18 protein-coding genes are annotated in these 24,483 nt (G+C 61.4%); 11 read left to right on the top strand and 7 right to left on the bottom strand.

Annotation, left to right across the window (positions count from 1 at the left end):
* Nucleotides 1–15 precede the first annotated feature (15 nt).
* The 8 genes from BGC09_RS01160 (at nucleotide 16) to BGC09_RS01125 (ending at nucleotide 9,129) form a co-directional block, all read left to right on the top strand.
* Nucleotides 16–2,370: a tetratricopeptide repeat protein gene (locus BGC09_RS01160; RefSeq protein WP_069801371.1), complete on the top strand. Its 2,355-nt coding sequence runs from the start codon at nucleotides 16–18 to the stop codon at nucleotides 2,368–2,370.
* Nucleotides 2,367–3,743 carry a class I SAM-dependent RNA methyltransferase gene (locus BGC09_RS01155; protein ID WP_084657817.1) on the top strand — a complete coding sequence of 459 codons (1,377 nt, stop codon included), beginning with the start codon at nucleotides 2,367–2,369 and terminating at the stop codon, nucleotides 3,741–3,743. Before BGC09_RS01160 ends, BGC09_RS01155 begins: the two co-directional genes overlap by 4 nt.
* Nucleotides 3,740–4,489 (top strand): Maf family protein, encoded by a 750-nt coding sequence (locus tag BGC09_RS01150; RefSeq protein WP_069801369.1) that lies wholly within the window; start codon nucleotides 3,740–3,742, stop codon nucleotides 4,487–4,489. Before BGC09_RS01155 ends, BGC09_RS01150 begins: the two co-directional genes overlap by 4 nt.
* Before the next feature lie 80 nt (nucleotides 4,490–4,569).
* Complete coding sequence (locus BGC09_RS01145) at nucleotides 4,570–5,598, top strand: mechanosensitive ion channel family protein (RefSeq protein WP_176728812.1); 1,029 nt, start codon at nucleotides 4,570–4,572, stop codon at nucleotides 5,596–5,598.
* Nucleotides 5,599–5,670: 72 nt separating this feature from the next.
* The gene (gene nadD / locus BGC09_RS01140; protein ID WP_069801367.1) at nucleotides 5,671–6,366 is read left to right on the top strand and encodes a nicotinate-nucleotide adenylyltransferase; all 696 of its coding nucleotides are present in this window, start codon (nucleotides 5,671–5,673) and stop codon (nucleotides 6,364–6,366) included.
* Nucleotides 6,350–6,583 carry a DUF951 domain-containing protein gene (locus BGC09_RS01135; RefSeq protein WP_069801366.1) on the top strand — a complete coding sequence of 78 codons (234 nt, stop codon included), beginning with the start codon at nucleotides 6,350–6,352 and terminating at the stop codon, nucleotides 6,581–6,583. Before nadD ends, BGC09_RS01135 begins: the two co-directional genes overlap by 17 nt.
* 199 nt (nucleotides 6,584–6,782) lie before the next feature.
* Nucleotides 6,783–8,225, top strand: coding sequence for an MFS transporter (locus tag BGC09_RS01130; RefSeq protein WP_069801365.1), 1,443 nt, complete (start codon nucleotides 6,783–6,785; stop codon nucleotides 8,223–8,225).
* Between the two features lie 103 nt (nucleotides 8,226–8,328).
* Nucleotides 8,329–9,129 carry a hypothetical protein gene (locus BGC09_RS01125; protein WP_141727577.1) on the top strand — a complete coding sequence of 267 codons (801 nt, stop codon included), beginning with the start codon at nucleotides 8,329–8,331 and terminating at the stop codon, nucleotides 9,127–9,129.
* Nucleotides 9,130–9,275: 146 nt separating this feature from the next.
* Here BGC09_RS01125 and mutL read toward each other — a convergent pair whose 3' ends face one another.
* The 7 genes from mutL to BGC09_RS01090 form a co-directional block, all read right to left on the bottom strand.
* A complete protein-coding gene (mutL, locus tag BGC09_RS01120; protein WP_084657816.1) occupies nucleotides 9,276–11,087 on the bottom strand; it encodes a DNA mismatch repair endonuclease MutL in 1,812 nt (603 codons plus the stop codon).
* Nucleotides 11,084–13,840: a DNA mismatch repair protein MutS gene (gene mutS, locus BGC09_RS01115; protein ID WP_069801362.1), complete on the bottom strand. Its 2,757-nt coding sequence runs from the start codon at nucleotides 13,838–13,840 to the stop codon at nucleotides 11,084–11,086. The genes mutL and mutS overlap by 4 nt, the downstream gene beginning before the upstream one ends.
* A 288-nt stretch (nucleotides 13,841–14,128) precedes the next feature.
* Nucleotides 14,129–14,953, bottom strand: coding sequence for a GNAT family N-acetyltransferase (locus BGC09_RS01110; RefSeq protein WP_069801361.1), 825 nt, complete (start codon nucleotides 14,951–14,953; stop codon nucleotides 14,129–14,131).
* Nucleotides 14,954–15,004: 51 nt separating this feature from the next.
* Nucleotides 15,005–16,474, bottom strand: coding sequence for an APC family permease (locus BGC09_RS01105; protein WP_069801360.1), 1,470 nt, complete (start codon nucleotides 16,472–16,474; stop codon nucleotides 15,005–15,007).
* 168 nt (nucleotides 16,475–16,642) lie between these two features.
* A complete protein-coding gene (locus BGC09_RS01100) occupies nucleotides 16,643–18,361 on the bottom strand; it encodes an APC family permease (protein ID WP_069801359.1) in 1,719 nt (572 codons plus the stop codon).
* A gap of 44 nt (nucleotides 18,362–18,405) precedes the next feature.
* Nucleotides 18,406–18,933: a hypothetical protein gene (locus BGC09_RS01095; protein WP_069801358.1), complete on the bottom strand. Its 528-nt coding sequence runs from the start codon at nucleotides 18,931–18,933 to the stop codon at nucleotides 18,406–18,408.
* A gap of 93 nt (nucleotides 18,934–19,026) precedes the next feature.
* Nucleotides 19,027–19,782 carry a hypothetical protein gene (locus BGC09_RS01090; RefSeq protein ID WP_069801357.1) on the bottom strand — a complete coding sequence of 252 codons (756 nt, stop codon included), beginning with the start codon at nucleotides 19,780–19,782 and terminating at the stop codon, nucleotides 19,027–19,029.
* 596 nt (nucleotides 19,783–20,378) lie between these two features.
* Here BGC09_RS01090 and BGC09_RS01085 point away from each other — a divergent pair.
* The 3 genes from BGC09_RS01085 to BGC09_RS01075 form a co-directional block, all read left to right on the top strand.
* Complete coding sequence (locus BGC09_RS01085; RefSeq protein WP_069801356.1) at nucleotides 20,379–22,352, top strand: variant leucine-rich repeat-containing protein; 1,974 nt, start codon at nucleotides 20,379–20,381, stop codon at nucleotides 22,350–22,352.
* Between the two features lie 91 nt (nucleotides 22,353–22,443).
* Entirely contained in the window at nucleotides 22,444–23,451 is a 1,008-nt protein-coding gene (locus BGC09_RS01080) for an AAA family ATPase (RefSeq protein WP_069801355.1), read from the top strand.
* Nucleotides 23,452–23,539: 88 nt separating this feature from the next.
* The coding region (locus BGC09_RS01075) for a vWA domain-containing protein (protein ID WP_069801354.1) at nucleotides 23,540–24,483 on the top strand (944 nt) is incomplete at its 3' end.

The raw sequence follows: 24,483 nt of genomic DNA, 5'->3' as shown, positions 1-24,483 counted from the left end.
CAGAGTACTACTGATATGGCACGGAAGAAAGAAATTGCCAGCCCGGCCTCTGCGGAGGATCAGGCCCGCCTCCAAAGCCTGCTCGCTCAGGTCTCCGATCTGGCCAGACAGCTCCGCAGCAGCCAGAGTCAGCAGGAGGTGGAGGCTGCGCTGGCACCTATTACCTCCGCTCCCGTGAGCGTCCAGCTCGCTTTGTCGCGAGAGCTGGCACAGGGATCACTCGGATCTGCAGGAAGGGAGCGGTCTCAGGAGCCGCAGGGGCTTCAAGGGCTTCCCTCTGCAGCAGAAGGGCCTCGCTGGAGCGGGCAGGATGCTGCCGATCTCTTGCAGGCTCTTTATCATTACAGCCCCGAGAAGGAGTGTCGCAAGGAGGCCAGGCGCTCGCTGATTCGTCTGGAAGGGGCCCGCCTTTATCCTCAATGGCAGCCTCCACGCGAACAGCCGACGACTTTCCAGGCTCTCCCTCCACGCTTCTGGAAAGGGTTGGTCTCAGAGACCCGCGAGCGGGGCGAGGTTCAGCTCTTCCTCTGCTGGGAAGAGGGCTACGACTATGACGAGGCGCGCCTGATCGCCTTGCAGCTGGATTTCTGGCAGCAAGGGGTGCGCGATTGCATCGTCGAGCGCGCAGGTAAACGCCGCATCGAGACACGCCTTAGCGAACTGAGGGGTCTGCTGGAGGAGGTTCGCTTTCAGGAGTGCACGCTGGCCGAGGGGCGCCGCTTGCTGGAAGAGGCTCTGGCAGTGAGCCGCTGGCGCGGGCAGGAGTTGCCAGAAAGTTATCGCTATCATCTGCCGCTGATCCGCCAGCTGATACTGGAGGCTCCCGAGGCTGAGGCCGGTCACGATCGCGGCCTGACCTTCATTCAGCCAGACCTGGACCCGGAAGAGCTGGTTCTGACCTTTATCGGCTCCTGGTCGCTGGGTGACTTCGGGCTGGCCTATGATCTGTTAACGCCGCAGAGTCCCTTGCGCGAGGGGTTGAGCCGCGAGGAGTGGATTGAACGCCGCCGCGCGTGGGCCAATGAGGCGCATCCCACTCGCCTGACGGTCAGCTTCGTGACCGAAAGTGAGCAGCCGCAAAGCGGTCTCTGGCTGCCAGGCAGTACCCTCTCCAGTCGTGGCCCGCGCAAGCTGGTTGAGATCGGCTGGTCATTGGAGTTGAGCGAGACGCCCCTGAGCGGCACTTTGCCAGAAATGGCAATGGGCACGGCGGTCAATAAGGAAACAGGCCGCCATTGGTTCTGGACAAGCTATACACTGCAGCGCCAAGATGAGGTCTGGCGCATTCATTCGATGACCGATGAGGGGGCCCGCGCTCAGGGTCTGCCGATCCCTGACTTGCAACAGCGCATTAAGGAGCACGATGAGCGCGTGCGCGAGATTTCAGTGCAGCAGCGCGAGGCTCTGCTGAAGAGCATTTCCCTGCTGGACCGGCCCGATCCGCAGGCGCTGCTCGAAGAGGTGACACGCCGCCTGACCCAGGCTATGCACTATGAGGATGCTCTGCTGGTGCGCCTCCCGCTCGACCAGCAGCTTGTCGAAAATGCCTACAACCATGCCGCCACTCTCCGTAATGGTGAGCGAGCGATAGTCTATCTGGAGCGGCTGGCGCAGCGCTTCCCGGGCCGCCGTGCCGATGCCTTGCGCGAGCTGGCGATGACCGAGGATAGTCTGGCTACTCTTTTCGAGCAGCAGGGCTTGAAGGAGCGGAGTCGCCGCTTCGACGAGCTGGCCGAGCAGCATATGCAGGAGTCGCTGGCCCTGCGTCCGACAGCCCTTGGCTATGCGCTCCTGGCCCAGATGAAGCTGCAGCATACCGCGGCTCCACTCCCTCCACCAGAAGTTTTGCAGGAGGCGGAACAGCTGCTGGCCCAGGCGCGAGCGCTCAATCCCAATCGCGCCGAGGAGACCATCATTGAGGCGGTACTGGGGACGATCGCCAGTGCACGCGGCGACCAGCCGCAGGCTTTACAGCACTACGAACGGGCCGCCTCGCTCAGCCCCGATTACCCCGGGATCTGGCTGGCCCTGAGCCATACCCAGCGGGCCCTTGGCCGGCGAGCGGAAGCCCGCGAGAGCCTGCGACATGCTCTCCGCTACAATCCTGCCGAACTACAAGCCTACAGCGAGCTGGTAGACCTGGCTGTCGAGGAACAGCAGTTCGGCGAGGCACGTGCGGTGCTAGAGGAGGGCCTGAAGCAGCTTCCTCAGTCGGCCCATCTGCGCGCGCTGCTGGCGATGGTGCTCGCCGAGCAGGGCGATCTGCGCCAGGCGCAACGCTTGCTAGAAGAGGCTGAGCAGATCGATCAGCGCCTGCCCAGCGTGCAGGCCGCCCGTGAGCTTTTGAACGAGCGCAGGAAACAGCGATGATGGAGGGAGAGCGTTCACTGACCTATCACACGGTAACTCTGGGTCCACTGGCGCGCAGCGGTCTGGCCCAGGCAGAGATTCCTGGCGAGCGTCTGAGCGAGCCAGGTGAGGTCGCCAGCCGCCAGCCTCGGGTAGTGGAGGTACCCGCCGGCCTGCCAGGCGAGCGCGTGACGATCGCTGTTGAAGAGCTGACACCTTCGGTCCGTCGGCGACGCGCTCGCCGCCACGTGCCACCGCGCGTCTGGATCAGCGCTATTCATGAAGCCTCTCCTGTGCGGGTGCCCGCTCCCTGCCCGGTCTTTGGTACCTGCGGCGGCTGCCAGCTACAACATATGCACTACGATGCTCAGCTGGCCTGGAAGCGTGAGGTGGTTGTTTCTTTGCTGCGCGAGATCGCCGGCTTTGGGGCGTCGGAGTCGGATGAGCTTGTGCGGGCGACGGAGCCGTGTGATGTTCCCTGGCACTATCGCAATCACATGCGCTTTTCGGTCAATCGCGAGGGCCAGCCGGGACTGACGGCGCGCGGCAGCCATCGCGTGCTGCCACTAAGCACGTGTCCAATTGCTCATGAGCGGATTAACAGCGTTCTGGGAGTGTTGGCGCGTCACGTCAATCCACGTCCCCAGGTCCTGGTACGCTGTGGTGCCGCCACAGGCCAGGTGCTTATTCAGCCGGCTCCGGCGCCGGAGGTTGCTGAGGAGCTGAGCCAGGCCGGCCTCGAGATCCATACCGAGGCCATCGAGGAGCGTCTGGCTGGCGAGATCTTCCGCATTCGTCCCAGCTCGTTTTTCCAGACTAACACGGCCCAGGCCGAAAAGATGGCGCGTCTGGTCATCGAGGGCCTGCTTCAGGAGAAGACTGCTGCCAGCCCTGGCACCTCCTCGGGCGGGCGCGGGCAAAGTCAGACCTTGCCCGCAGAGACTGAGCCTGAGCGCCGACCAGTCCTGGCCGATGCCTACTGTGGCGTGGGCACCTTCGCGCTGCTTTTGGCACGCTATGCCGCCAGAGTCTACGCCATCGAGGAGTCGCCCAGCGCCATTCAGGATGCCCAGTGGAATCTGCGTCATGTCAACAATGTTGAGATTCTGAAAGGCAAGGTGGAGCAGCTCCTGCCCACCCTGGCCGGCCAAGTCGATGGCCTGGTTCTTGATCCGCCGCGCGCTGGCTGCCAGGAGGTGGTCCTGGAGGCACTTCTGCAGCACCCGGTGAGGCGGATCGTCTATGTCTCCTGCGACCCGTCGACGCTGGCCCGTGATGTGCAGATCCTTTGCCGGCGCCAGACCGCCTACCGGCTTCTCTCGGTCCAGCCACTGGACATGTTCCCTCAGACGAGCCATATTGAATGTATCGCAATCCTGGAGAGGCAGGCATGAACGACAAGAGAAGCAGTGAGAGTAGCCAGCGGCTCCCAGTCTTGTTACTGGCATCGGCTTCACCCCGCCGACGCCAGCTGATAGCCCGGCTGGGCCGGCCTTTCAAGGTAGCGGTGTCTCCACTCGATGAAGAGCGACTGGAGGCGAGCTACAAGGGTCCCGCCGAAGAGCTAGGGCGCTGGTTGGCCGAGCAGAAGGCAGAGGCCGCTCTGGCCTTGCCCGAGGCCGCAGGCTGCCTCGTGGTGACCGCCGATACCACGGTCATCCTCGATGGGATCTCGCAGGGGAAGCCACGCGATGCCGCCCACGCCCGAGAGATCCTGCGCCGGCTGCGTGGACGCTGGCACCAGGTCATTACAGGGGTGGCCGTGGCCTTCCCGCTGAGCGAAGATGAGACCGGCGAGTCAGGCGGTCGCAATGGCCAGAGGCAGGCTCTGATCAGGAGCAGTCAGTGCGTGACTCCAGTCTTGATGCGCGCCTACAGCGATGAGGAGATCGAGGCCTATATTGCCAGCGGCGACCCACTTGATAAGGCTGGCGCCTATGGCATTCAGAACCCGGCCTTTCAGCTGCCCGAGCGCATTGCCGGCTGCTACCTCAATGTTGTGGGCTTCCCGCTCTGTACCCTGAGCGCCCTCCTGCAGGCCGGTGGCTTCTCTCTGCCAGCTTCAGCGCAGCCCCTGCCAGACAGCCTCTGCCCCTGGTCAAAGCACTGCCTGCTGCCAGCCGGGAAGAGTATGATATAATTTGCGACGAAGTAATACACATCACACGCTCTTTTCAGGGAACGCAAAGAGCCGGACGCGGGTTTGCAATGGGAATCCAGGTGCAACAGCTTATCTACTCGATCCTGACTCTCCTCATAGCGGGAGCAGCGGGCTTTTTTTTACGTCGTTTGCTCGTTAGGCGCCTGCGCCAGACCGTGCTGGATGCCTGGCTGGTCGAGACCCTGGGCGTGATGCTCATTTTGCTCCTGCTCGCCCTTGGGGTGGTGGTGGTCATTAGCATCTGGAGCATCAGTAATCTGCAGCTGCTGTGGCATAGCTTCGCAGGCAACCTGGCAATAGAGAAGCTGGCCAACTATATGGGCGATGTCTGGACCGTCATTCTGAGCGCCGTCATTCTGGTGCTCGGCATCGGTATCGGTCGCACGGTAAGCAAGATCACTATCCGCAATCTGGCAGAGAACCGCATCGACATCAACACGCGGACGCTGATCGGGCGCATGCTGAGTTTCGTGGTGCTGGGCATTGCCGTCTTCTGGATTCTCGCCCTCTGGCACCTCTCGATCGAGACACCGCTGGCAATTCTGGGCACCCTCACGGTGGCCTTTACTTTTGCGATCCAGGATATTCTCAAGGACCTCGTGGCCGGTTTCTATATCCTGGTCGAGCGCCCTTTCCATATCGGGGATGAGATCAGCATCGAGGGAGGAACCGCCGGTACCCTGACAGGGCGCGTCGAAGAGGTGCAGCTGCGCGCGACGAAGGTCCGTCTGGTCAGCGGCGAGGAAGTGACGATTCCAAATGCACGGCTTTTTAGCACCACCGTCATCAACAATACTTTTTATGGCGAACGCCGCGTGACTCTGACGATGACGCTGCCCCAGGAGCAGTACGATCGTGAGCAGACGCCCGCACGGATTCTGAGTATCCTGCGCGAAATTGATGAGATTATCCCCAAGCCAGAGCCAGTGGCCACCATTAGTGGCTATACGCGCGAGACAGTGACCCTGACGGTACGCTTCTGGATCGTCCACGGCCAGAGCGGCGTGATTGCCGACGCCCTGCACTCCCTACGCAACGCCTTTGCAGAGGCCGAGCTGACGGTCAAGGAGTCTGCCGGCGCCATTTAGCAGCTCAGCCCGGTCGGGTGGTCGGGTGGACGCGCCGCCTACAATTCTTGCTGAGAGGAGTTGTTTTCGCCTATGGGAGAGACGCCAGCTGTGAGGCGCATCGGCCTGCTGGGAGGGACCTTCGACCCGATTCACTACGGGCATTTGGTGATCGCCGAGGAAGTGCGGGCAACGCTGGCGCTCAGTGAGGTAGCGTTTATCCCCGCTGGTCAGCCGCCCCATAAGCCGGGCCGCCCGGTGACTCCTGCGGAGCATCGCCTCGCTATGCTGCGACTGGCCATCGCGTCGAATCCCGCTTTCTCTCTCTGCGAGATCGAGATCGAGCGGCCAGGCCCTTCTTATACGGTGGATACCCTGCGCCTGCTGCGCGAGCGCTGGGGCGCACAACCGGTCTACCTGGCTTTTATCCTGGGCGCCGATAGCCTGGCCGAGTTCACCAGTTGGTACAACGCCGCTGGCGTGCTGGCGCAGCTCGATTGCTTAGTGGCGGTAGGCCGCCCCGGTTATCGCCCGCCCCAGGAGCTGGTCACAGCTCTAGAAGAGCGCCTTCCAGGCATACGCGAACGGCTCCGCGTGGTCAATGCACCCTACCTCTCTATCTCGGCAAGCGACCTGCGTCGGCGGGTGGCGGAGAGGCGCCCGATCAAGTACCAAACACCAGAGAGTGTCGAGGCGTATATTGCACAGCACCAGCTCTATCGCGAGTCGGTGCCGCGTGAACCAGCAGAGGGGAGGTCCAGCTATGTCCAGGATGCCCATGCATCTTGAGCTTGGGGACCGCTTGCGCCTGCGTAAGCCGCATCCCTGCGGCGGGTCAACCTGGCAGGTGGTGCGCCTGGGCGCCGATATCGGCCTGCGCTGTGAGACGTGCGGACGGCGCGTATTGTTGCCCCGCTCGGAGGTGGAGCGGCGCACTAAAGAGCGGCTGCCGCCCTTGACTCCGCCGAATGACGATCCGCAGACGCCGCCAACTTTCCAGCCCTGACCGATGGAGAGAGGGCCAGTACGCTCCAGAACCAGAACCCGAAGAGACAGACGAGCGGCCCAGGCTCTAGCCCCAGCTTCGGCCCAGGGTTGGAGCCAGAACACCACCGGCTCGGGTCTGCGGATGGCCACGGCTGCGCGCCTGACCGTGGTCGTTGCTCCTTGTCCACTTCGAAGCTAGCACACTTGGGAGAGATGCTATGGATGTTGCCAGGTCCAAGCAAGGGGGAGGCTTCAAGACACTTCTCAGGAAGAAGAACTTTGTCTACCTCTGGCTCGCTCAGTTGATCTCGATGACTATCCTCAACGCCTCCAATTACGCTATCATGGTGCTCGTTGAGGAGGTCACGGGGTCGACGACGCTGGTGGGTGTGGCGATTATCAGCTTCAGCTTGCCCGCTTTGCTCTTCAGTGCCCCCGCCGGCGTCTTTGTCGACCGCTTGGACAAACGGCTGATTCTTTGGGGCAGTAATTGCCTGCGCGCGATCGCGAGCTTCGGTTTCGTGATCTCACTGCTGATCGATGCCAGACAGCTGATCCCCGCCTACTTGCTGACCTTCTTGATCTCGAGTATCGGCCAGTTCTTTACGCCCGCCGAGAGTTCGACAATCCCTCTGCTGGTCGATGAGGACGAGCTGATGCCCGCCCTGGCGCTCTTCAATATCACGTTTATGACGTCGATGGCCCTGGGGATGATTATTTTCGCCCCCCTGGTGCTGAGCCTGCTCCCCACCTTGCAGCTCTTTTCGTTGACAGTGCAGCCTGTGGAGACGCTCTATTTCTTGATCGGGCTGCTCTACCTGCTCTGCGCGGGCCTGATCTTGCTGATCCCTCCCCGCGCTTTCGAACAGCACGCTCCGCACCGCCCGGCTGCTTCCGGCGAGGACCTGGCTACGCAGTCGCTGAGCCTGTTCGGCAATATCGGCAGCGAAATGCGCCAGGGCTGGCTCTTTATCCGCCAGAATAAACCCTTGCTGCTGGCAGTGGTGCAGCTGTCGTTCGCCGGTATCTTGCTGGCTCTGGTGGCTGAGCTGGCCACGGCTTTGGTGACACGGCTCTTCCTGCTGCCAGCCGACACCCTGGCCTTTGTCTTCGCTCCCGCCGGCATCGGCCTGGTGCTGGGTTCGCTCTTTATGCCCCGCATCACGCGCCGCCTCGGGATCTCTCGCTCGATTCTTCTAGGCTGCCTGGGCTTCGCTTTGATCATTCTGCTCCTGCCACTATTGACACTTATTGCCCGCAGCCTGCAGCCGGTGGGTTGGAATACTCATCCGCTCTTCCTGGGCAGCGCCGCGCTGATTATGTTCTTGGGCGGCATCGCCCTGGACTGCATTAATATCCCCGCTCAGACCCGTGTTCAGGAGGAGACACCTGAGTGGATTAAGGGCCGTGTGCTGGCCCTGCAGTTGATGCTCTATAATGCCGGAACAATCCCGGTGATTCTGCTGACTGGCGCGGCAGCCGATCTGCTCGGTATCGATCGCGTGATCTATTTGTTGTCTCTGGCTATCTTGCTCTTCGCTCTCTGGGGCTTCTTCTACGAGCGCCGTCACCCTGCTGCCGCTACTTGCCTGCAGGAGGAGCCAGAGGAAGAATATGGGCACGAGGAGTTTGAGACGGAAGCCGATGAGATAAGTCGCTGATTCCGGAAAAACGTGGCCCTATTGACGCTCGTCCAGATCCTTCTCTACAATAGTGATAAGATGAGAGGCCGTCGCGCTGTCGACTGTCGCTGAGGCTATGCTCATGGACCCTGCCCTGACTGCTCAGATTAAGCCCTATGAACCCTGGCTGTTGATCGCCGGTGTTTTCGCGCTCTTTATCCTGCTCCGCCTGACCTGCCGCGCTCTGCGCCATCGCGTCGATCGTATCGGCTATCGCTTGTTCGGCGAGCGGGGCCTGTTGATCTGGTTTTGGATGAATGCCCCCGGCGTCATCTTGCATGAGCTTTGCCACGCCTTTGTGGTCCTGCTCTTCCGCCCCTTTGGCTTCCGCATTACCAAAATCACGCTTTTCCGCATCAGACCACTAGTGCAGGAAAGAGCGTACGGTATGCTACAGCGTGGCATGCCCCAGGCGCTGCAGCTCGGCGAGGTGCAATATGTGCGCCCGCCAGGGCGTCTGGTCAGCCATATCGGCGATGGCTTGAGCGCCGTCGCTCCTTTGATCGGAGGGATTGGGGCCATCATTTTTCTCTACTGGGTGGCCACTGGCTACAATATCTGGGAGGTACGTCTGCAGTTGATCCGGCCAGGTTGGCCCTGGTGGACGCTCCTCTTCGCCCCTTACCTGATTTTAACCATTACTGCTGAGCTTTGGCCCAGCTCCCAGGACTGGCGTGGCGCGCGCTGGCTCTTGACGGGCCTCTTCCTCCTGGCCGGGATTACGCTAGCGCTGCTCTGGTATACGCACCTGCTCGTCTTCAACGAGGCCCTCTTGCAGGGAGTGGCCTCTGTGGCCCTCCACATCGATTTTGCTTTGCTGGCTCTGCTGATCCTCGACCTGGCCATCTTTATTGTGGCCGATCTCCTCAACCGGCTGCTGTGACCGGCCCTGGCGCTTGCTGTCTGTCGCCCGTCTGACCTGGATGCCAGCCCGTCCGGAGCCTGTCACCGTCGGGCGTCGGGGTCTTTGGTCTGCGCGTCCTGGCTCCCTGGACGGGCTGCCGCCGTGGCAGTGGGTTGCTACCAATGCTACCACTCAAACTTTTCGCTGAGGAAGGCGCGACTATAGTGGAGCAGCACCGGACTACCATGAGGACAGACCGCTGGAGCGGCTGTCTGGGCCAGACGAAGCAGGAGGTCTTGTTGCTCGCCCTGGCTCAAGGTACGTCCTCGGCGCAGGGCCGAGCGGCAGGCCAGCCCAATGAGCAGGTGATCCTTCCAGTCTTCGCTGTCTTCAAGAGCAATCTCCACCAGCTCACGCAGATGGGCCGCCAGCTGCTCGCTGTCGCCGATGCCTTCGGGAACTGAACGCACCAGGAAGCTGCGTCCTCCGAAATGCTCGCAGTCCAGGCCCAGGCTGGCCAGGATCGGCAGACGTTGCTCCAGCAGCTCCGCCTGCCAGCCTTTCAATTCCAGTACTATCGGTTCCAGCAGGAGGTGCGCCGCCAGGTTCTCTGCTCCTTCGCTCCCAGCTCCAGCAGTCCGGCTGCGCAGATGTTCATAGAGGATGCGCTCATGGGCACGGTGCTGGTCGATGAGATAAAGGCTCCCATCGAGAGCTTCGGCAAGAATGACTGCCTGCTGCAGCTGAGCCAGGGGACGCAGGGCCGCCAGAACCTCAGCGGGCGTCGGGCGGCTGCTTCCGTTGCCATAACGCTCGCTCTCCTCCTGCACTCGCAGGCCCCGCCGACGTGGCCCCGGCAAGTGCGGCTGATAGACACTGGCCGGACCTGGCCAGGTGCTTTCGGCGGGCAGCACAGGACTGCGTTCGAGGACCGCGCGCACGTTCTGGGTGAGCAAGGTCGCCAGCTCGCGCTCGCGCCTCAGACGGACCTCTGTTTTGGCCGGGTGAACATTGGCATCGACCTCTGAGGCCGGCAGTTGCAGATGGAGCACCAGCAAGGGATGGCGCCCTTTGGCCAGCAGTGGACGATAGCCCACTTCCAGGGCCTCTTGCAGCGCACGCACCTGCACAGGCCGCCCATTGATGAAGAGCATCACGTGCTGCCGATTGGGCTGGGCCAGGACACGGTTGCCTACGTAGCCGAAGATCCTGATGCCTTGCTCATCTTCCACCTCAACGGGGATGAGCAGCTCCGCGAGCGGTAGACGGTAGAGCTCCGCTAGAGCGGTGGCCAGCTCGCCGCTGCCGCTGGTTTGTAAGAGGGGCTGCTCTTCGACGGTCAGGTTGAAGCGTACGGCAGGATAGCCCGCGGCGTAGCGATAGAGCAGCTGCAGAATCTGGCCAGCCTCGCTCCGGGCACTGCGCATGAATTTGAGTCGCGCTGGAACATTGTAGAAGAGTTCGCGTACGGTGACGGTCGTGCCTCGCGGGCGTGCCCGATGACCTCGCTGGACAAGGTTCCCACCACGCACCGTAATCCAGGCCGCCGGTTCCTCCTGGCCGCTCTCCTCGCTCTCTACGGGCCGGCTGAGTAGGGTCAGCTCGGAGACCGCTGCGATGCTGGCCAGGGCCTCGCCTCGAAAACCCAGCGTGTGTAGCTGCTCTAAATCCTCGACACGCCCGATCTTACTGGTGGAGTGACGAGCACAGGCTCGTTCCAGGTCTTCCTCGGGAATCCCCTGACCATCGTCACTGACGCGAATGAGACGCAGGCCCCCGTCTCGAATTTCAACGCGGATCTCGTGGGCGCCGGCATCAAGGGCGTTCTCTACCAGCTCTTTGACCACTGAGACAGGACGCTCGATGACCTCGCCGGCGGCGATGCGTTCCGCTACCTCCGCCGGTAGCTGGCGAATGGGGAGGCGCGGAGGAAGCGATCTCGGAGCCGATAGAGTACGCTGCGTTAAATCAGACATGAATGGGTCTGGGCGACTCATAGCGCCTTTCTCTGTTTCTGTCGCTGGCGTTGAATCAGAAAGAGCAGGTTGAGGGCATCCAGTGGGGTGATGGCGCAGATATCGATATGATCAAGCAGGGCCTCATCCGTCCCCTGATCCTCAAGAAGGGCCGCTAAACGCCGGCCTTCCTCGCTCTGCCAGGCGTAGGTCAGTGATAGTCGGCCACTATCCTCGGCGACACTGGCCTGCCGCCTTCCATGATCGCGCCCTGTCCGATGGCCGTTGGTGGCCGAGCCAGTAGCAGGCAACTCAGTAGCTGAGGAAAGAGGCAGAGCGCCGGTTACCAGAGCCACACCGGCCACCTGGCCTGGCGCATGCTGGCCGACCTCTAGCGCTCGCAGGACTTCCTGGGCGCGGCGGATAATGCTCGGCGGCATACCTGCCAGGCGCGCGACATGGACACCGTAACTGCGTCCGATGCAGCCGGGGGTCACGCGATGCAGAAAGACGATGTCGCCATTCTCTTCCTCGCTGATCGCCATCGTGTAGACGCGCAGATGGGGCAGCTCATTCGCCATCGCTGCCAGCTCGTGATAGTGGGTTGCGAAGAGCGTGCGCGCACCAATCACCGAATGCAGGTGCTCCACCACGGCGCGGGCAATCGCCAGGCCATCGTAGGTGCTGGTGCCACGCCCGATCTCATCGAGCACAATCAGGCTATGGCGCGTTGCGTGATGGAGAATCGCCGCTGTCTCTTCCATCTCCAGCATAAAGGTGCTTTTTCCCGAGGCGATATCATCCTCTGCACCCACGCGCGTGAAGATGCGATCAACCAGGCCGATGCGGGCGCTTCTGGCGGGAACAAAGCTGCCGATCTGGGCCAGTAACGTGATGAGAGCGACTTGACGCAGGTAGGTCGACTTGCCGGCCATGTTGGGCCCGGTCAGTAACAGGATGCGCTCGCCCTCATCGCCATCCAGGTGAGTGTCGTTGGGAATAAAGACATCGCCATCCAGACTGCGCTCGACCACAGGATGACGTCCACCGACAATGTCAAGGACATGTCCCTGTTCCAGGACCGGCCTGACATAGCCGTAGTGGGCAGCGACCTCCGCCAGGCTCAGTAAGGCATCGATACGCGCTACTGCGGAGGCCGTGGTCATCATCTGGCCGTAGGAGAGGCTCAGCTGGCGCAGGACGTCGGCATAGATGCTGCGCTCAAGTTCTTCGATCCGCTCCTCAGCATTGAGAATGCGCGCTTCATGCTCTTTCAGCTCGGGCGTAATATAACGCTCCGCGTTTGTCAGGGTCTGGCGACGTTCATAGTCGGGAGGAACCAGGTGACGATTGGCCTTGCTGACCTCGATATAGTAGCCAAAGACCTTGTTATAGCCGACTTTGAGTGACTTGATGCCGGTACGCTCGCGTTCGAGCGGCTCCAGGCGAGCCATCCAGAGACGCGAGTCGCGAATGGAGGCGATCAGGGTATCCAGCTCGGGATGGAAACCAGCACGGATCAGCCGCCCGTGCTCGGCGCCATCGTCCACCGCTCCCTCGGAAACCAGAGCCTGGGCGATGAGATCGCGCACCTGGGGGCAATCATCCAGCTCAGCGGCAATCTCTTGCAGCAGTGGAGCCTGACAGCCCTGCAATAGCTCGCGCAGGCGGGGAATGATCTCCAGATAGTTCCGCAATCCCTGCACCTCGCGCAGCGTCGCTGTCCCCTGACGCACCCGTCCGGCACAGCGCTCCAGATCACCCAGGCTCTGGAGACAGGCAGCAATGCGGCTACGCAGCGCGGGGCTTTCATACAGCTCTTCGAGGCTCTCCAGGCGAGCGTTGAGGAGCGTCAGGTCGAGCAGGGGCTGCGTCACCATGCGGCGCAGGTAGCGCGCCCCCATCGGCGTCAGCGTTCGATCGAGCACTCCCAAGAGGCTCCCCTGCGTCGTACCACTGCGCGAGCCTTGCAGGATATCGAGATTGCGCTGAGTGTGCGCATCCAACACCATATAGCTGGTCGTCTGGTAAGAATGGAGACCCGTCAAGAGCGAGAGGAGGGCCGTATTCATCTTCTCCAGATAGGCAACAATGGCTCCGGCGGCAGCAATCGCCTGGGGAGCACTGGCACAGCCATAGGCGTCGAGCGACTGCACGCCGAAATGACGGCAGAGCCGCACGCGAGCGGCATCGACATCGAAGAAATGGGGTGGACAGGGGGTAATGGTCACGGTCTGTGACGGGAAGCGGTAGGTCTCGCGGCCTGTTCCCTCAACAAGCAGGCATTCGGAAGGGGAGAGACGCTGCAGCTCGGCCTCCAGCGCCGCCGGTAGCTCCGTGGGGGCAAACCAGGTCACGCTGAACTCGCCCGTGCTGACATCAACCGCTGCCAGCCCGGTCTGTTGACGGGAGGAAGCAATAGCTACCAGATAATTATTCTGGCGGGCCGGCAAGAGATTGGGCTCGGAGAGGGTGCCAGCCGTCAGAATGCGTGTCACGGCGCGATCTACCACGCCGTGGCCCACCTCGCCGACCTGGTCGCAGATCGCCACCTTATAGCCCCGCTGAATCAACTTGCCCACATAGTTTTCGAGCGCATGCATCGGGATGCCCGCCAGCGGCACGCGCTCCTCGCCATAGTGGCGAGCCGTCAGGACGATCTGCAGCTCACGGGCTGCGATGCGCGCATCCTCATCAAAGGTCTCGTAGAAATCGCCGACCTGATAGAGCAAAATGGCATCGGGATACTGGCTCTTGATCTGCAGATACTGGCGCCGTGCGGGTGTGACCTTCACCGCTCTCTTCTCCTCCTGCCAAGCCATAGCAGACCTCGACCGAACGTCTGTACTATAGCGTATTCCACCCTGATTGTCAAAACCCGGTAGCCCGAATGCGGCGCGGTCGGCACAGAGAGAGACAAAAGGCAAAGCAATCGCAGCGGGCAGGCGAAACCGGGCAGCAGACAGGGAGGCGCCCCTTCCTGACAAGTGCCGGGACGCCTCCCTTGTCGGTCCGTGCCTGGCATGGAAGCAACTGTTCCGCGCTGTCAGCAGGCCAGCCTCCACCACCGGGCCGCCAAACGCTCACTCCAGGACATAGGTTTTGAAGAGGCAGTACTCCTGCCAGCCCAGGCGCCGATAGACGTTCAAGCCCATCGGTGTGGCCTGGAGGGTGGCACGGCGATAGCCCAGCCGCTCAGCCGTGCGCATGGCCGCCAGCGTCATCCCTGTGCCGATTCCCTGACGACGCGCCTGGGGGAGCGTTGCCACGCCGTAGAGGCCCGCCAGGCCCCCGCCGAAGGTTAGCAGGGCTGTTCCGACCGGCTCCCCACGCCAGAAGCCTAGCAGATAGCACACCTGCTGGCCCGGCAGAAAGCCATAGCGCTGGTAGAGATCGAAGAAGACCGCCCGGATCGGCTCAGGGAAGCCGAAGCCATCGCAGAGCACCTGCAGCCAGATCTCCATTGCCCGCGCGTCGCCAACCTCTTCGACAACCAGGTCCTCGGGCACCGCTGGCACTGTTGACGGCAAGGGCCGCCCCAGCTCGATGGCCATGCCCGGCACCTCCTCGTCCAGCCGGCAGCCCTGGGCCAGCAGACGCTGCTCAAGATCAGCGGGACGCGATGAGGGGGAGAGTAACCAGGTCAAGGGAACCTGCCGGCGACGCGCCTCCGCACAGAGGGCCGCGATCTGCCCTCCGGCCTCCTCCTCAGCAAGCTGGCAGCGTATCACTCCGTTGCCGAAGAAGACCGGTCGTCCGCTGAAAAAGAAGAGCAGGCCATCACGCTCGTGAAACTCACCGCCCAAGGCCCGCCCAAGGTGGGCATAGGCTTCAAATAGATTGGCTTCCATCGCTGCGAGCAGCTCGGGCGAGGGTCCTGTTCCCGACTGCTCCATTGCCTCTGTCATCGCTTTTCCTCCTGCCAGGTTCTCTTTCGTCGTCAAGTGCTCTCTCATCGCCTACTCGCTGACGTGCTCTCCCAGGATTTTCCCGAAGCGCTGCACCTGCTGCGGGCGGCGTAGCTGGAGAGCGACCAGCAGTCCCAGGCCAATGACCAGCCAGGCCGCCGCAATATAGGGGGCCAGGTTGAGCGGAAACTGCGGCACCGGTACAATCGAGCTATAGATAGTAAAGGCGCAGATGATGATCGCAATCAAGGGCAGCAGGATATCAAAGGCCAGAGCCAGGGGAGCACCCTCACCGCGCATGCGGGCCCGGATAGAGGCCACGATCCCCGACAGGGCTACCAGAATGTAGGCCAGCAGAATCCCAAGCGAGGCCGTCGTCGCCATGAAGCCGAAGAAGAGGAACGGTCCCAGCTGCGTCCCCAGTGCAGCCCCCAGTACCAGCGTCAGAGCCAGCACTACCAGAATCGCCACCCAGGGGGTCTTGTAGCGAGGGTGGGTCACGGCAAAGACTGCCGGTAAGCCACCATCGCGCCCGACGGCGAACATCATGCGCGAAGCCAGAACAACCCCCGCCAGCGTGGCGCTAAAGGCCCCAATGGCAACCATGAGGTCAATGAGGGTCGCCAGGAAGGCCCCTGCGTAGCGCGTTGCCAGCGTGTCCAGAGGCGCTTCGTCCCTGGCCCATTGATCGATGTGCGCCACTCCATAGCCGTTGGCCATCGCAAAGGAGACCAGGACATAGTAGAGAATGGCCACCAGCACCGCTGTCAGAATGGCCCAGGGAATAGCCTGACGCGGACGCTGTGTCTCTTCTCCAAGCACCGCCGCCGCCTCGAAGCCAATAAACGAGGTGAAGCTGAAGATGGCGGCGAAGAAGAGCGAGGACCAGCCACCCGCCAGTCCAGCCGGCGACAAGGGGGTGAAGCTAATGCCGCTCGCTCCACCACGGGCCAGGATAATCACAGCCAGGGCGAGGACCGAGAGTAGACCGATAAAGGAGAGCAGTAGCTGCGTTCGCGTCGAGAGCCGGACATCAAAGAAGGCCAGGATAAAGAGGAGCACCAGTAAGATACAGAAAATGACGAACCAGTGAAGCGTCAGCCCCAGATGTTCCAACAACTGATCAAGAAAGATACTGGAAATAGCAAGTGTGAAGGAAGCCCCGGCAGCAAAAGCCCCGCCATACATCCAGCCGCCAATAAAGCCAGCCTGCGGCCCAAGCCCTTGAGCAATATAGGTATAGAGACCCCCAGCACTGGCAAAGCGCCTGGTAAAACGAATGATGACGTAGGCCAGACAGAGACTGGCAAGACCAGCGACAACATAGGCCAGCGGCACGGCTACCCCCGCCGAAGCGGCGGCAAAGGAGCTGGAGAGAGCAATGCCCATCTCCAGCGAGAGCAGAGCCACCGACTGGGCAATGGCATCGAAGAGACCCAGGCTGTTCTTGCGTAAGGTATAGATCTGCGCCTCGCTTTGAGGAGACAGCTCCGATGAGGTCTGCATCTGGCTTTCACTCATCTTGCATCGTTCCTTTCTCTTCTCATCTCGCGTGACACTTGCTCAGCGCCCCAGGCTCATCGCCTCCTGTCAGGCTAACTCTGGCCAGACCCGGCATGCCGCCGTTGCGTTGAGCACTCCACCACACCAGACCCAGGCGGATAGCAGGCAGGTACGAGAGCGCCCACCCTATGGCCTCCATCCCCCAGGACCGGGAAGCGAGCCGGGCCGTGGCCACGGCGACGGCTCAGACTGATGTGAGATGCCCCCCTGGAGAGGACGCCCCTCCCCCGGACCGCCAGTGAGCGCGCCGGGAACAGAGCCAGCGGGAGAGGCCATGTGCTCCAGGGAGCTGGCCGCCAGCGGTGCCCCAACTGTCGGGCCGCTCGACGGCACTGGCAAGAGGGCCGCCAGGTCCTCCGCCTCCGGCACCAGAAAGCTGTAGATCGCTCCCACCGTCAGGCTGGCCAGCACAAAGAGCAAAACCCAGAAGCCCCAGTCTTCGTTGCTCAAGACCTCCGGTACTGGCGACCCAGCGAAAAAGGTACAACCGATGGCGACACCAGTCAGGGCGATCCCAAGCACAGTAGCCAGGTAAAAAAGCGGCGGCGGCACCACCCAGCGCTGGCGCAGCTGTCGACCGAAACGACCACAGAGGAGAATGCCGCTGAGGAAGAGACTGATCATCGCTATGTCCCAGATGACCGAGGCCCCATTAATGACGACCAGGAAGACGGCGAGGGCTAACTCCTGGTTAGGCGCTGCAGGAGCAATAAAGAATATGATAATAAGAAAGATTATATTCATGGCTGTCTGCAACAACATGGCATTGAAAGGCACCCCGCTGGCGTTGAGACGCGCCAGAGCACGAGGCAAGCGCCGATCCAGGCCCGCGACGAAGAGCAGACGCGCGAACATGGCATTGTAGGCCGCTGTTGCACAAATGAAATAGAAGAACATTGTAAGATAATAGCAATCTGAAATAATATAGCCGACCTCATCACCAAAAACATGGCTGAAGAGCACAGAGACGAAGCCCGGCTCTTTCAGCTCCGCGGGAGAAAGGACGGCCAGAACGCCAAAGGTGGCCAAGAGGTAGCCTGCGATAATGATGAGCGTTCCCCACAGGAGGTAACGCTCACTGCGCTGCGAGTCCACGACCTCGCCCCCCATATTCAAGGGCACAGCTATCCCTAGTAAGGCGACGGTGACGATGGCCAGCACCGGCAGGCTAGAGGGGCTGAGCTGCCAGGACTGGGCCGAGAAGTCTCCGCGCAGCGGCTGACCACTCAGCAGCCACCCGAGGCCAGCCAGGCCCACAAGTCCGAACATGAGGGCATAGGCAACGAGGGCAACGTTCAAGATGCGCTGCAGTTGCTTCTGGCCGAGAGCACAGAGCAACTGCGCTGCCAGCAAGATCAGGATCGCCGCCACTCCCTGCTCCCAGGGCAGCGTGAGCCAGTCGCTCTTGAGTCCCTGAATGCTGGCGACGGCAGCTTCAGCCTCCACAGTTAAACCAATGGCCCCCGGCCACCAGTTGCAGAAAAAGCCTAGAAAGGTGTCCCAGAAATTGCCAAAGGCCCGATTCGCCCATAAGTAAACCGCCCCTTCGCCGGGAAAGAGGCGATAGAGCTGAGCACAGACTAGCGCTGAGGGAACGAGAAAGCAGAGAAACCCCAGCGTCCAGTACAGCAGGCCCCCCCCTCCCGCCGCCCCAACCGTCTGGACATTGTTAATGAGAAGCACAGCGAATAGACAGAGCACCGTCAGATCTCGCGGACGGAGGACGCGCGGCAAGCGCCCCAGCGGGAAATGCTCGCTCGGCAAGACAGGGCGACTTTCCAGCTGCGCTCGATCTCCAGCAGATGGGCGCTGCTCGGGCGCTAGCGGAGATGCAAACGAGTTCATGGCTCTCTCCCTCTACCGTAGGTATATATAATTATGTCTATATTTCACTTACGGATCTCTTTGAGCGTGATAGCCCGCTTTTGAGACATGGAAAGGAGTAGAGGCATAATCTGATCTGGTGAGCGACGGAGCAGATGGGCGATTTCAGTCACTGTGCGGCTTCCATCAACCAGGGCAAAGATCAGTCGTTCCTCACGCGACCAGGACGAGAGAGGAGGCGACTGGGACAGCCGGCAAGGTACCAGATGGGAAAGCCCTGGCTCCTGTGCAGAGAATGGAGGCGAGGTGAGGCGCTGGCCAGGACCAGGCGCCGGGGCGGCGGCCTCCATCTGCTCTTCTGCCGCCAGATGCCACTGTAATTCTCCTCGCCTGGCCAGCCAGTCAATCGCCTGAGCACCGCTCATGAGGAGCCGCCCATCGACCAGACTGATAATGACACACGAGAGAGGACGCCCCTTCTGTAGCTGCACACTGGCCTGCCAGGCTTCTCCCTGGCGAAGCACGATCAGCGTCCCACTCTGCTGAGACAGACCCAGGAGTTGCAGCAAGCTGGCAAAATCCTTGGTGTACATCGCATCGCTGTCCCCATCGTCCTCCAGCAAACTGACCAGTTCACTTGCCTTCCGCGCCGGGCAGGGAGATCCCTTCGATCGCCCTTGAGCAGTCTACATCAGTGCCTCGGTGGCCAGCTCAAGCTGCTCTAGATCTTTGGCAAGCTGCTGACTGGCCTCGTTGAACTGGGCCGCGATCTCCTGGGCGCTCTTCATGGCTTTATCTAGCTGCTCCGGCAACCTATCGCGCTCATAGGCATCAGACATTCGACCAGCAAGAAATGAGATTTGCTGCAATCCATGACGGAGCGCTATCAGCGCTTCCAGGGCCTCGCCCTCGTGGTTGGCCTGGGCCCGCTGAAGCAGCAGGGCCAAACGAGGCTGCAGGCCCTGGCACGTTCGGGCGATCAGGGAGATATCACGCACAATGGCCGTGTGACGCACCGCCAGGTGTCGGCTGACCGCCGCTAAAATGGAGGTCCCGACCTGCTGCTCGCCGGCAATACGTTGGGCGTCAATGGTCAGGCGCCGCACTTCGTCGGTGGTAGCTGCGATCCGGCGCGTTGCCCGACGGATGGGGCGCACAATTGGGAGGAAGACCCAGGTTGCCGTCAAAACAGTCAAGAGGAGGATGCCACTGAGAAGCAGCCAGGTTTTCCTCCCCTCTAGCCGATAGACAGATTCATAAAAAAGCACAGCAAATAAGCTCACAGGTATTAGCGACACAATGAGCATTGATATAAGAAAGCGTAGTTTGATACCAAAGCCCGTGCGACGCAGCAGGGTAGCCAGGTCAAGAGAAGCTTCCTGCCACTGGCTCCGCTCCACCTCATACCCTGATTGCAGCTCTAGACGGCGATCTGCCAACATTTAGGCGCTCCTGACAGAGAATAGGGAGAACACTTGAATAGTTTCTTCTATACAGCTAGAGAGTATAGCACCTATCTAAACCAGATGGATATTAATAGTTTGTTAAAAATAGCGTCTCTTCTCATAAGAAGTTATACAAGACGACGCTTAACGAGATGGCCTTGCGAGCGGATCTCAAGAGCGGAGGAGAACTTCTGACTGTAGCAGCAGAATAGTGAGAGCCGATCTCACACCACAGCTAAGTGGTCTCGGGAGGAATGTGGCTGCCAGCCCTTGGCAGGCAGGTGAGGAGGTCCAGCGAATTTCCGTCTACACCGGACCAACCGCAGGGCGTCCAGGCAGGCCAGGGATCAGATTGACAGAGACCCACCTTGTCGTCTATAGTAGTTTCCACGAGTCACTCACCTATCTGTCTGCCAGTGGGCTAGCCCGGAGAGCCGCCGCCGAGGGCGACTCTTGCTCAGCCTATGCTTCTGCTCTCCTTGCTTGACTTGACAGCGAGTTGCTTCGCGCGCCGCCTGCCGTTGACGCTACTCCAGTACGTGAAGCAGCATTCTCAATAGTCGAGCACTAGACTACGATGGATCTTCTGGCCTATGACAACAGAAAACGTGCCTCCCGAGCTGGTCGCTGAAGCTCAAGATCTTGACACGACCCCTGAGCGATTGATCGAGCTGAGTCAACAGCCTGCCCTGCGTCCCCTGGTCGCTGCCAACCCGGCGACGCCGCCCGCTGCACTGGAGCAGCTGAGCAGGGAACGCGATCTGACCGTACGCCGGGCCGTGGCACGCAATCCGAATACTTCGCTTGACCTGTTGCTGGAGCTGGCGCGCGAGTTTCCTCACGAATTTCTTTCCAATCCTATTCTGCCCCTTTTGAACCTGACGCAGCCCGATTTTATTAAACAAGCCTCGCCCCAGGCCTGGCTGCAACTCTTACGCTGCGAAGAGACGCCTCTGCTCTGGTTACGCTGGCTCAATGAGGACGTGAATCTCAGTCGCATTCGCTGGTTCTCCGATGAAACCATGTGGGCCTTACAGTGGCACGTAGCCATCGCAGGTGAGATTTCCGAGTTTAACCAGCAGTGGCAGCACATCGCCAGCGAAGCGGTGGCTGATTACGAGCGGCGTAGCAGTCAGGTTGGCCTCTATCCCCGTTCTTTCAGCTCGACGCTGGTGCTCCTGGCGTTAGCCATGCCCGATCTCTATCCTGAGTTGGTTGAGGGGATCTATCTGCCAGACGACGAGTGCTGGCGTCGGCTTTTGCTGGCCAGCTTCCCCCACCTGCACCAGGGAACGTTGCTGAAGCTGGTCAGCGAGGGACCGTTAGCGGTCCGCGCTGAGGTTGTGAGGCTGGCGGCACTTCCTCCTGAGCTTCTTCAGGATCTGGCGAAGGGGCCAGAGGTAGAGATTCGCAGCGCCGTGGCGGCCAATCCCGCTACGCCTCCTGCTCTGTTGCTGTCGTTGATAGAGGACCCCAGCGGCCAGGTACGCAGCGCTGCCGCCCTTCACCCTCAGCTTCCAGCGCAGGCGTTAGCGCGCCTGGTCCATAGTCCCGAATCCGAGGTCCGGCGGGCAGTGGCCAGCCATCCCGCGCTAGGTGCCAGCGAGCGTGAGCTGTTTGCCACCGATGCCAGCGCTGAGGTCCGGGCCGCCGTTGTGCCCTATTTGCCGCCTGAGAGCGCCTTGTTCCGGCCTCTGGCCGCGGATGAGTCCCCTCAGGTGCGGGCTGCCGTCGCCGCTCACCCAGGGCTGCCGGCGACGCTCATTGCTTCTCTGACCCGCGACCCCGCACTGGAAGTGGTGCTCGCGCTGGCAGGCAACCCGTGTCTGCCCACAGAGTTCGCCGAGCAGCTCTGCGCCCATCCAGAGGAGATGGTCCGTCGGCGTGCCGCCTCCCATCCAGCGCTAGCGCCAGAGATCTTGCACCATCTGGCCGCCTCCCGCAAGCAGGATCGCGCTGTGCTGGCTGGTCTGGCTCGTAATCCCCAGACCCCCACCGAGATCCTGGCGCGTCTTGTGGAGCTTGATGACCGCGAGATCCATCTGGCCTTGTGCCAGCAGCCGCACTTGCCCGTGTCCCTGCTGGAGCGCCTTGCCACCCACTACCTGAGCGAGTGGCGTCGCCAACGCGCAGCCCTCGTGGCAGAAGAGAACGCGCAACCCATCGAGATTCTTCGCTCTCTGGCAGCTCACCCTGCCGCTCCGCTGACGCTGCTAGAGCAGCTGCTCCGCCTGAACGATAGCGAAGTAGCAATCACAGTCGCGACTCATCCCCAGGTCTCTGCCCAAGGTCAGAACCTGATCTTCGAGTATCTGCTAGAGACCCTGCGTGAAGAGATTATCAAAGCTGACCTGCCCTCGCGTCTGCGTCCACTGCTTCTGCAGCGGCCAGATCTGCCGCCAGCTTTACTGGAGCTGTTCGCCGAATCGGGCCGCTGGGTTGAGCGCTATCTTGTGAGCCGGCATGTCGCCGCGCCGCCCAGCTTGCTGGAGACCCTGGCCCGCGATGGCAATTGCTTTGTGCGCGCCGCTGCTCGCGCTCGCCTGGCCAGTCAGCCAGGGAGTTGACAGGTGGGAAGGCTTTTTCGCAGGCTAGATAGCAGATCTGACCTCGCTCGCTGAAGACAAGAATACCCATAAAGGAGGGAGAAAGAGCCTCATGCGACCTGATGCCCTGGCACACTTTCTGTCCGGTCTGGTGAGTCGACGCCTGATGATGAGCACCATGATCTGGGGGCCGCCTGGCATTGGTAAATCCAGCATTGTCGCGCAGACGGCACGGGCCCACGGTCTGGAGCTGATCGACCTGCGTCTCTCACAGCTGGCACCGACCGATCTGCGCGGTCTGCCCGTGGCCGAGGAAGGGACAGCCCGCTGGTATCCGCCTGAGTTTCTGCCGCGCGCGGGCCGGGGCATCCTCTTCCTTGATGAGCTCAACCTGGCTCCGCCCACAATCCAGGGCATCGCCCAGCAGCTGATTCTCGACCGGCGCGTCGGCAGCTACACCGTCCCCGAAGGCTGGTTCATCTGGGCCGCTGGCAATCGCAAAGAAGATCGCGCCGCCGTCTTCGATATGCCCGCACCGCTGAGCAACCGCTTTATCCATCTCTTCGTGGAACCGAACTTCGATAGCTTTAAAACCTACGCTCTGGAGCAGGGCATACACGAGCACTTATTAGCCTTCCTGGCCTTCCGTCCCGAGCTGCTGCACAAGCTCGATCCGCAGCAGCCAGCCTGGCCTTCCCCACGCACCTGGATGATGGCCGACGCTCTCTACAAGGCCGGACTGGATATCGCTCCGGCAGTGGGCCAGGGGGCCGCCGCCGAGTTTGAGGCATTCATGGCCCTCTACGAGCGCCTCCCCGATGTCGAGGCTATCCTTGAGGGGGCAGGCGAGCAGATCGCCTTTCCGAGCGAGCCATCGCTGCGCTATGCCATCACGGTTGCTCTGGCGACGCGCGCCTCAACCCTGCAGCAGTGCTATCAGGCTTTCGTCTGGATGAGCCAGAAAGCCCAACCCGAATGGGTTCAGCTCTTCGCCACGGATCTCTTCCGCCTGCTGCGCGCGCGCAACGAGCTAGGCAAGCTGGCCGCCCTGGCCCAGCGCAACCAGCAGCTCCAGAAGCTGTTTGCCGAGTACATGGAGCTACTCAATCCACAACAATGAACGAAGGAGGAGCAGCACGCTCATTATAGCCAGAGGCTGCCCGCGCTCAGCCTTCGCCTGAGCCGCTTCGCTCCAAGGAGGAGATGCCATGCAGGAGCACCACAATGTTCACAAGCAGATCAGCGGCGCGATTCTCCAGCTTCGTCTACGGCAGCCCTTTTTCGCCACTCTGAGCCTCTTCGCCCAGATTAAAGTGAACGATAGTGTCGACACAGCCATGACAGACGGGCGCAGCATCACGTTCAATCCCGCCTTCTGGCTCCAGCTGACGCCTGCCGAGCGCCTGGGGGTGCTGACCCACGAGGTGCTCCACACCGCCCTGCAGCATGTGCCAAGGCGCGGCCAGCGTGATGCGCACCTCTGGAACATTGCTGCCGATATCGTTGTCAATGGCATCATTGCCCATCTGGAAGGGCTAGAGCTGCCCAGGGGACATTTGCGCGAGCCTGATTTAGAGAGCCTGAGCGTCGAGGAGGTCTATCAACAACTACAGCAGAATCCCAAGCGCGCCGCCCAGCTGCGCACTCCTCTCGATCTCCAGCCGCAGAGCCAACAGGAGGACCCGTTGTCACACGCGGAGCATGACCGCCAGCGAGACTACTGGTGGCGGGCCATTAAGCAAGCACGCAGCACAGTAGTACAACCCGGTCGTTTTCCGCTCGGCCTGGAGCGCGAGCTTGCTCGTATCGAGCCAAGTCGGCTTGACTGGCGTAGCTATCTCTGGCGCTTTCTGACACAGACCCCGAGCGACTTCTCTGGCTTCGACCGGCGCTTTATCGGCCAGCGGCTTTACCTCGACGCTCAGGACAACGAGCAGCTGTACGTCTACATTGCTATCGATACCAGTGGCTCGATCAGCGACAGCGACTCAGGTCTTTTCCTGAGCGAGCTGCGGGGCATTCTGGCTGCCTATCCCCACGTGATTGGCCAACTCTACTATGTCGATACAGCCTGCTACGGCCCCTATGAGGTCAGCAGCGTCTCCGCCGAGTTGCCACCCCCACGAGGTCGCGGCGGAACAGACTTCACTCC

This window comes from Thermogemmatispora onikobensis, assembly GCF_001748285.1.
Classification (GTDB): domain Bacteria; phylum Chloroflexota; class Ktedonobacteria; order Ktedonobacterales; family Ktedonobacteraceae; genus Thermogemmatispora; species Thermogemmatispora onikobensis.
This window is presented reverse-complemented; position numbering and strand designations above follow the sequence as displayed.

Bases quoted from the DNA above. Each gene is read 5' to 3' on its own strand.
- BGC09_RS01160 (WP_069801371.1), top strand. From the start codon at position 16: ATGGCACGGAAGAAAGAAATTGCCAGCCCGGCCTCTGCGGAGGATCAG.
- BGC09_RS01155 (WP_084657817.1), top strand. From the start codon at position 2,367: ATGATGGAGGGAGAGCGTTCACTGACCTATCACACGGTAACTCTGGGT.
- BGC09_RS01150 (WP_069801369.1), top strand. From the start codon at position 3,740: ATGAACGACAAGAGAAGCAGTGAGAGTAGCCAGCGGCTCCCAGTCTTG.
- nadD (WP_069801367.1), top strand. From the start codon at position 5,671: ATGGGAGAGACGCCAGCTGTGAGGCGCATCGGCCTGCTGGGAGGGACC.
- BGC09_RS01135 (WP_069801366.1), top strand. From the start codon at position 6,350: ATGCCCATGCATCTTGAGCTTGGGGACCGCTTGCGCCTGCGTAAGCCG.
- BGC09_RS01130 (WP_069801365.1), top strand. From the start codon at position 6,783: ATGGATGTTGCCAGGTCCAAGCAAGGGGGAGGCTTCAAGACACTTCTC.
- BGC09_RS01125 (WP_141727577.1), top strand. From the start codon at position 8,329: ATGGACCCTGCCCTGACTGCTCAGATTAAGCCCTATGAACCCTGGCTG.
- mutL (WP_084657816.1), bottom strand. From the start codon at position 11,087: ATGAGTCGCCCAGACCCATTCATGTCTGATTTAACGCAGCGTACTCTA.
- BGC09_RS01110 (WP_069801361.1), bottom strand. From the start codon at position 14,953: ATGACAGAGGCAATGGAGCAGTCGGGAACAGGACCCTCGCCCGAGCTG.
- BGC09_RS01105 (WP_069801360.1), bottom strand. From the start codon at position 16,474: ATGAGTGAAAGCCAGATGCAGACCTCATCGGAGCTGTCTCCTCAAAGC.
- BGC09_RS01100 (WP_069801359.1), bottom strand. From the start codon at position 18,361: ATGAACTCGTTTGCATCTCCGCTAGCGCCCGAGCAGCGCCCATCTGCT.
- BGC09_RS01095 (WP_069801358.1), bottom strand. From the start codon at position 18,933: ATGTACACCAAGGATTTTGCCAGCTTGCTGCAACTCCTGGGTCTGTCT.
- BGC09_RS01090 (WP_069801357.1), bottom strand. From the start codon at position 19,782: ATGTTGGCAGATCGCCGTCTAGAGCTGCAATCAGGGTATGAGGTGGAG.
- BGC09_RS01085 (WP_069801356.1), top strand. From the start codon at position 20,379: ATGACAACAGAAAACGTGCCTCCCGAGCTGGTCGCTGAAGCTCAAGAT.
- BGC09_RS01080 (WP_069801355.1), top strand. From the start codon at position 22,444: ATGCGACCTGATGCCCTGGCACACTTTCTGTCCGGTCTGGTGAGTCGA.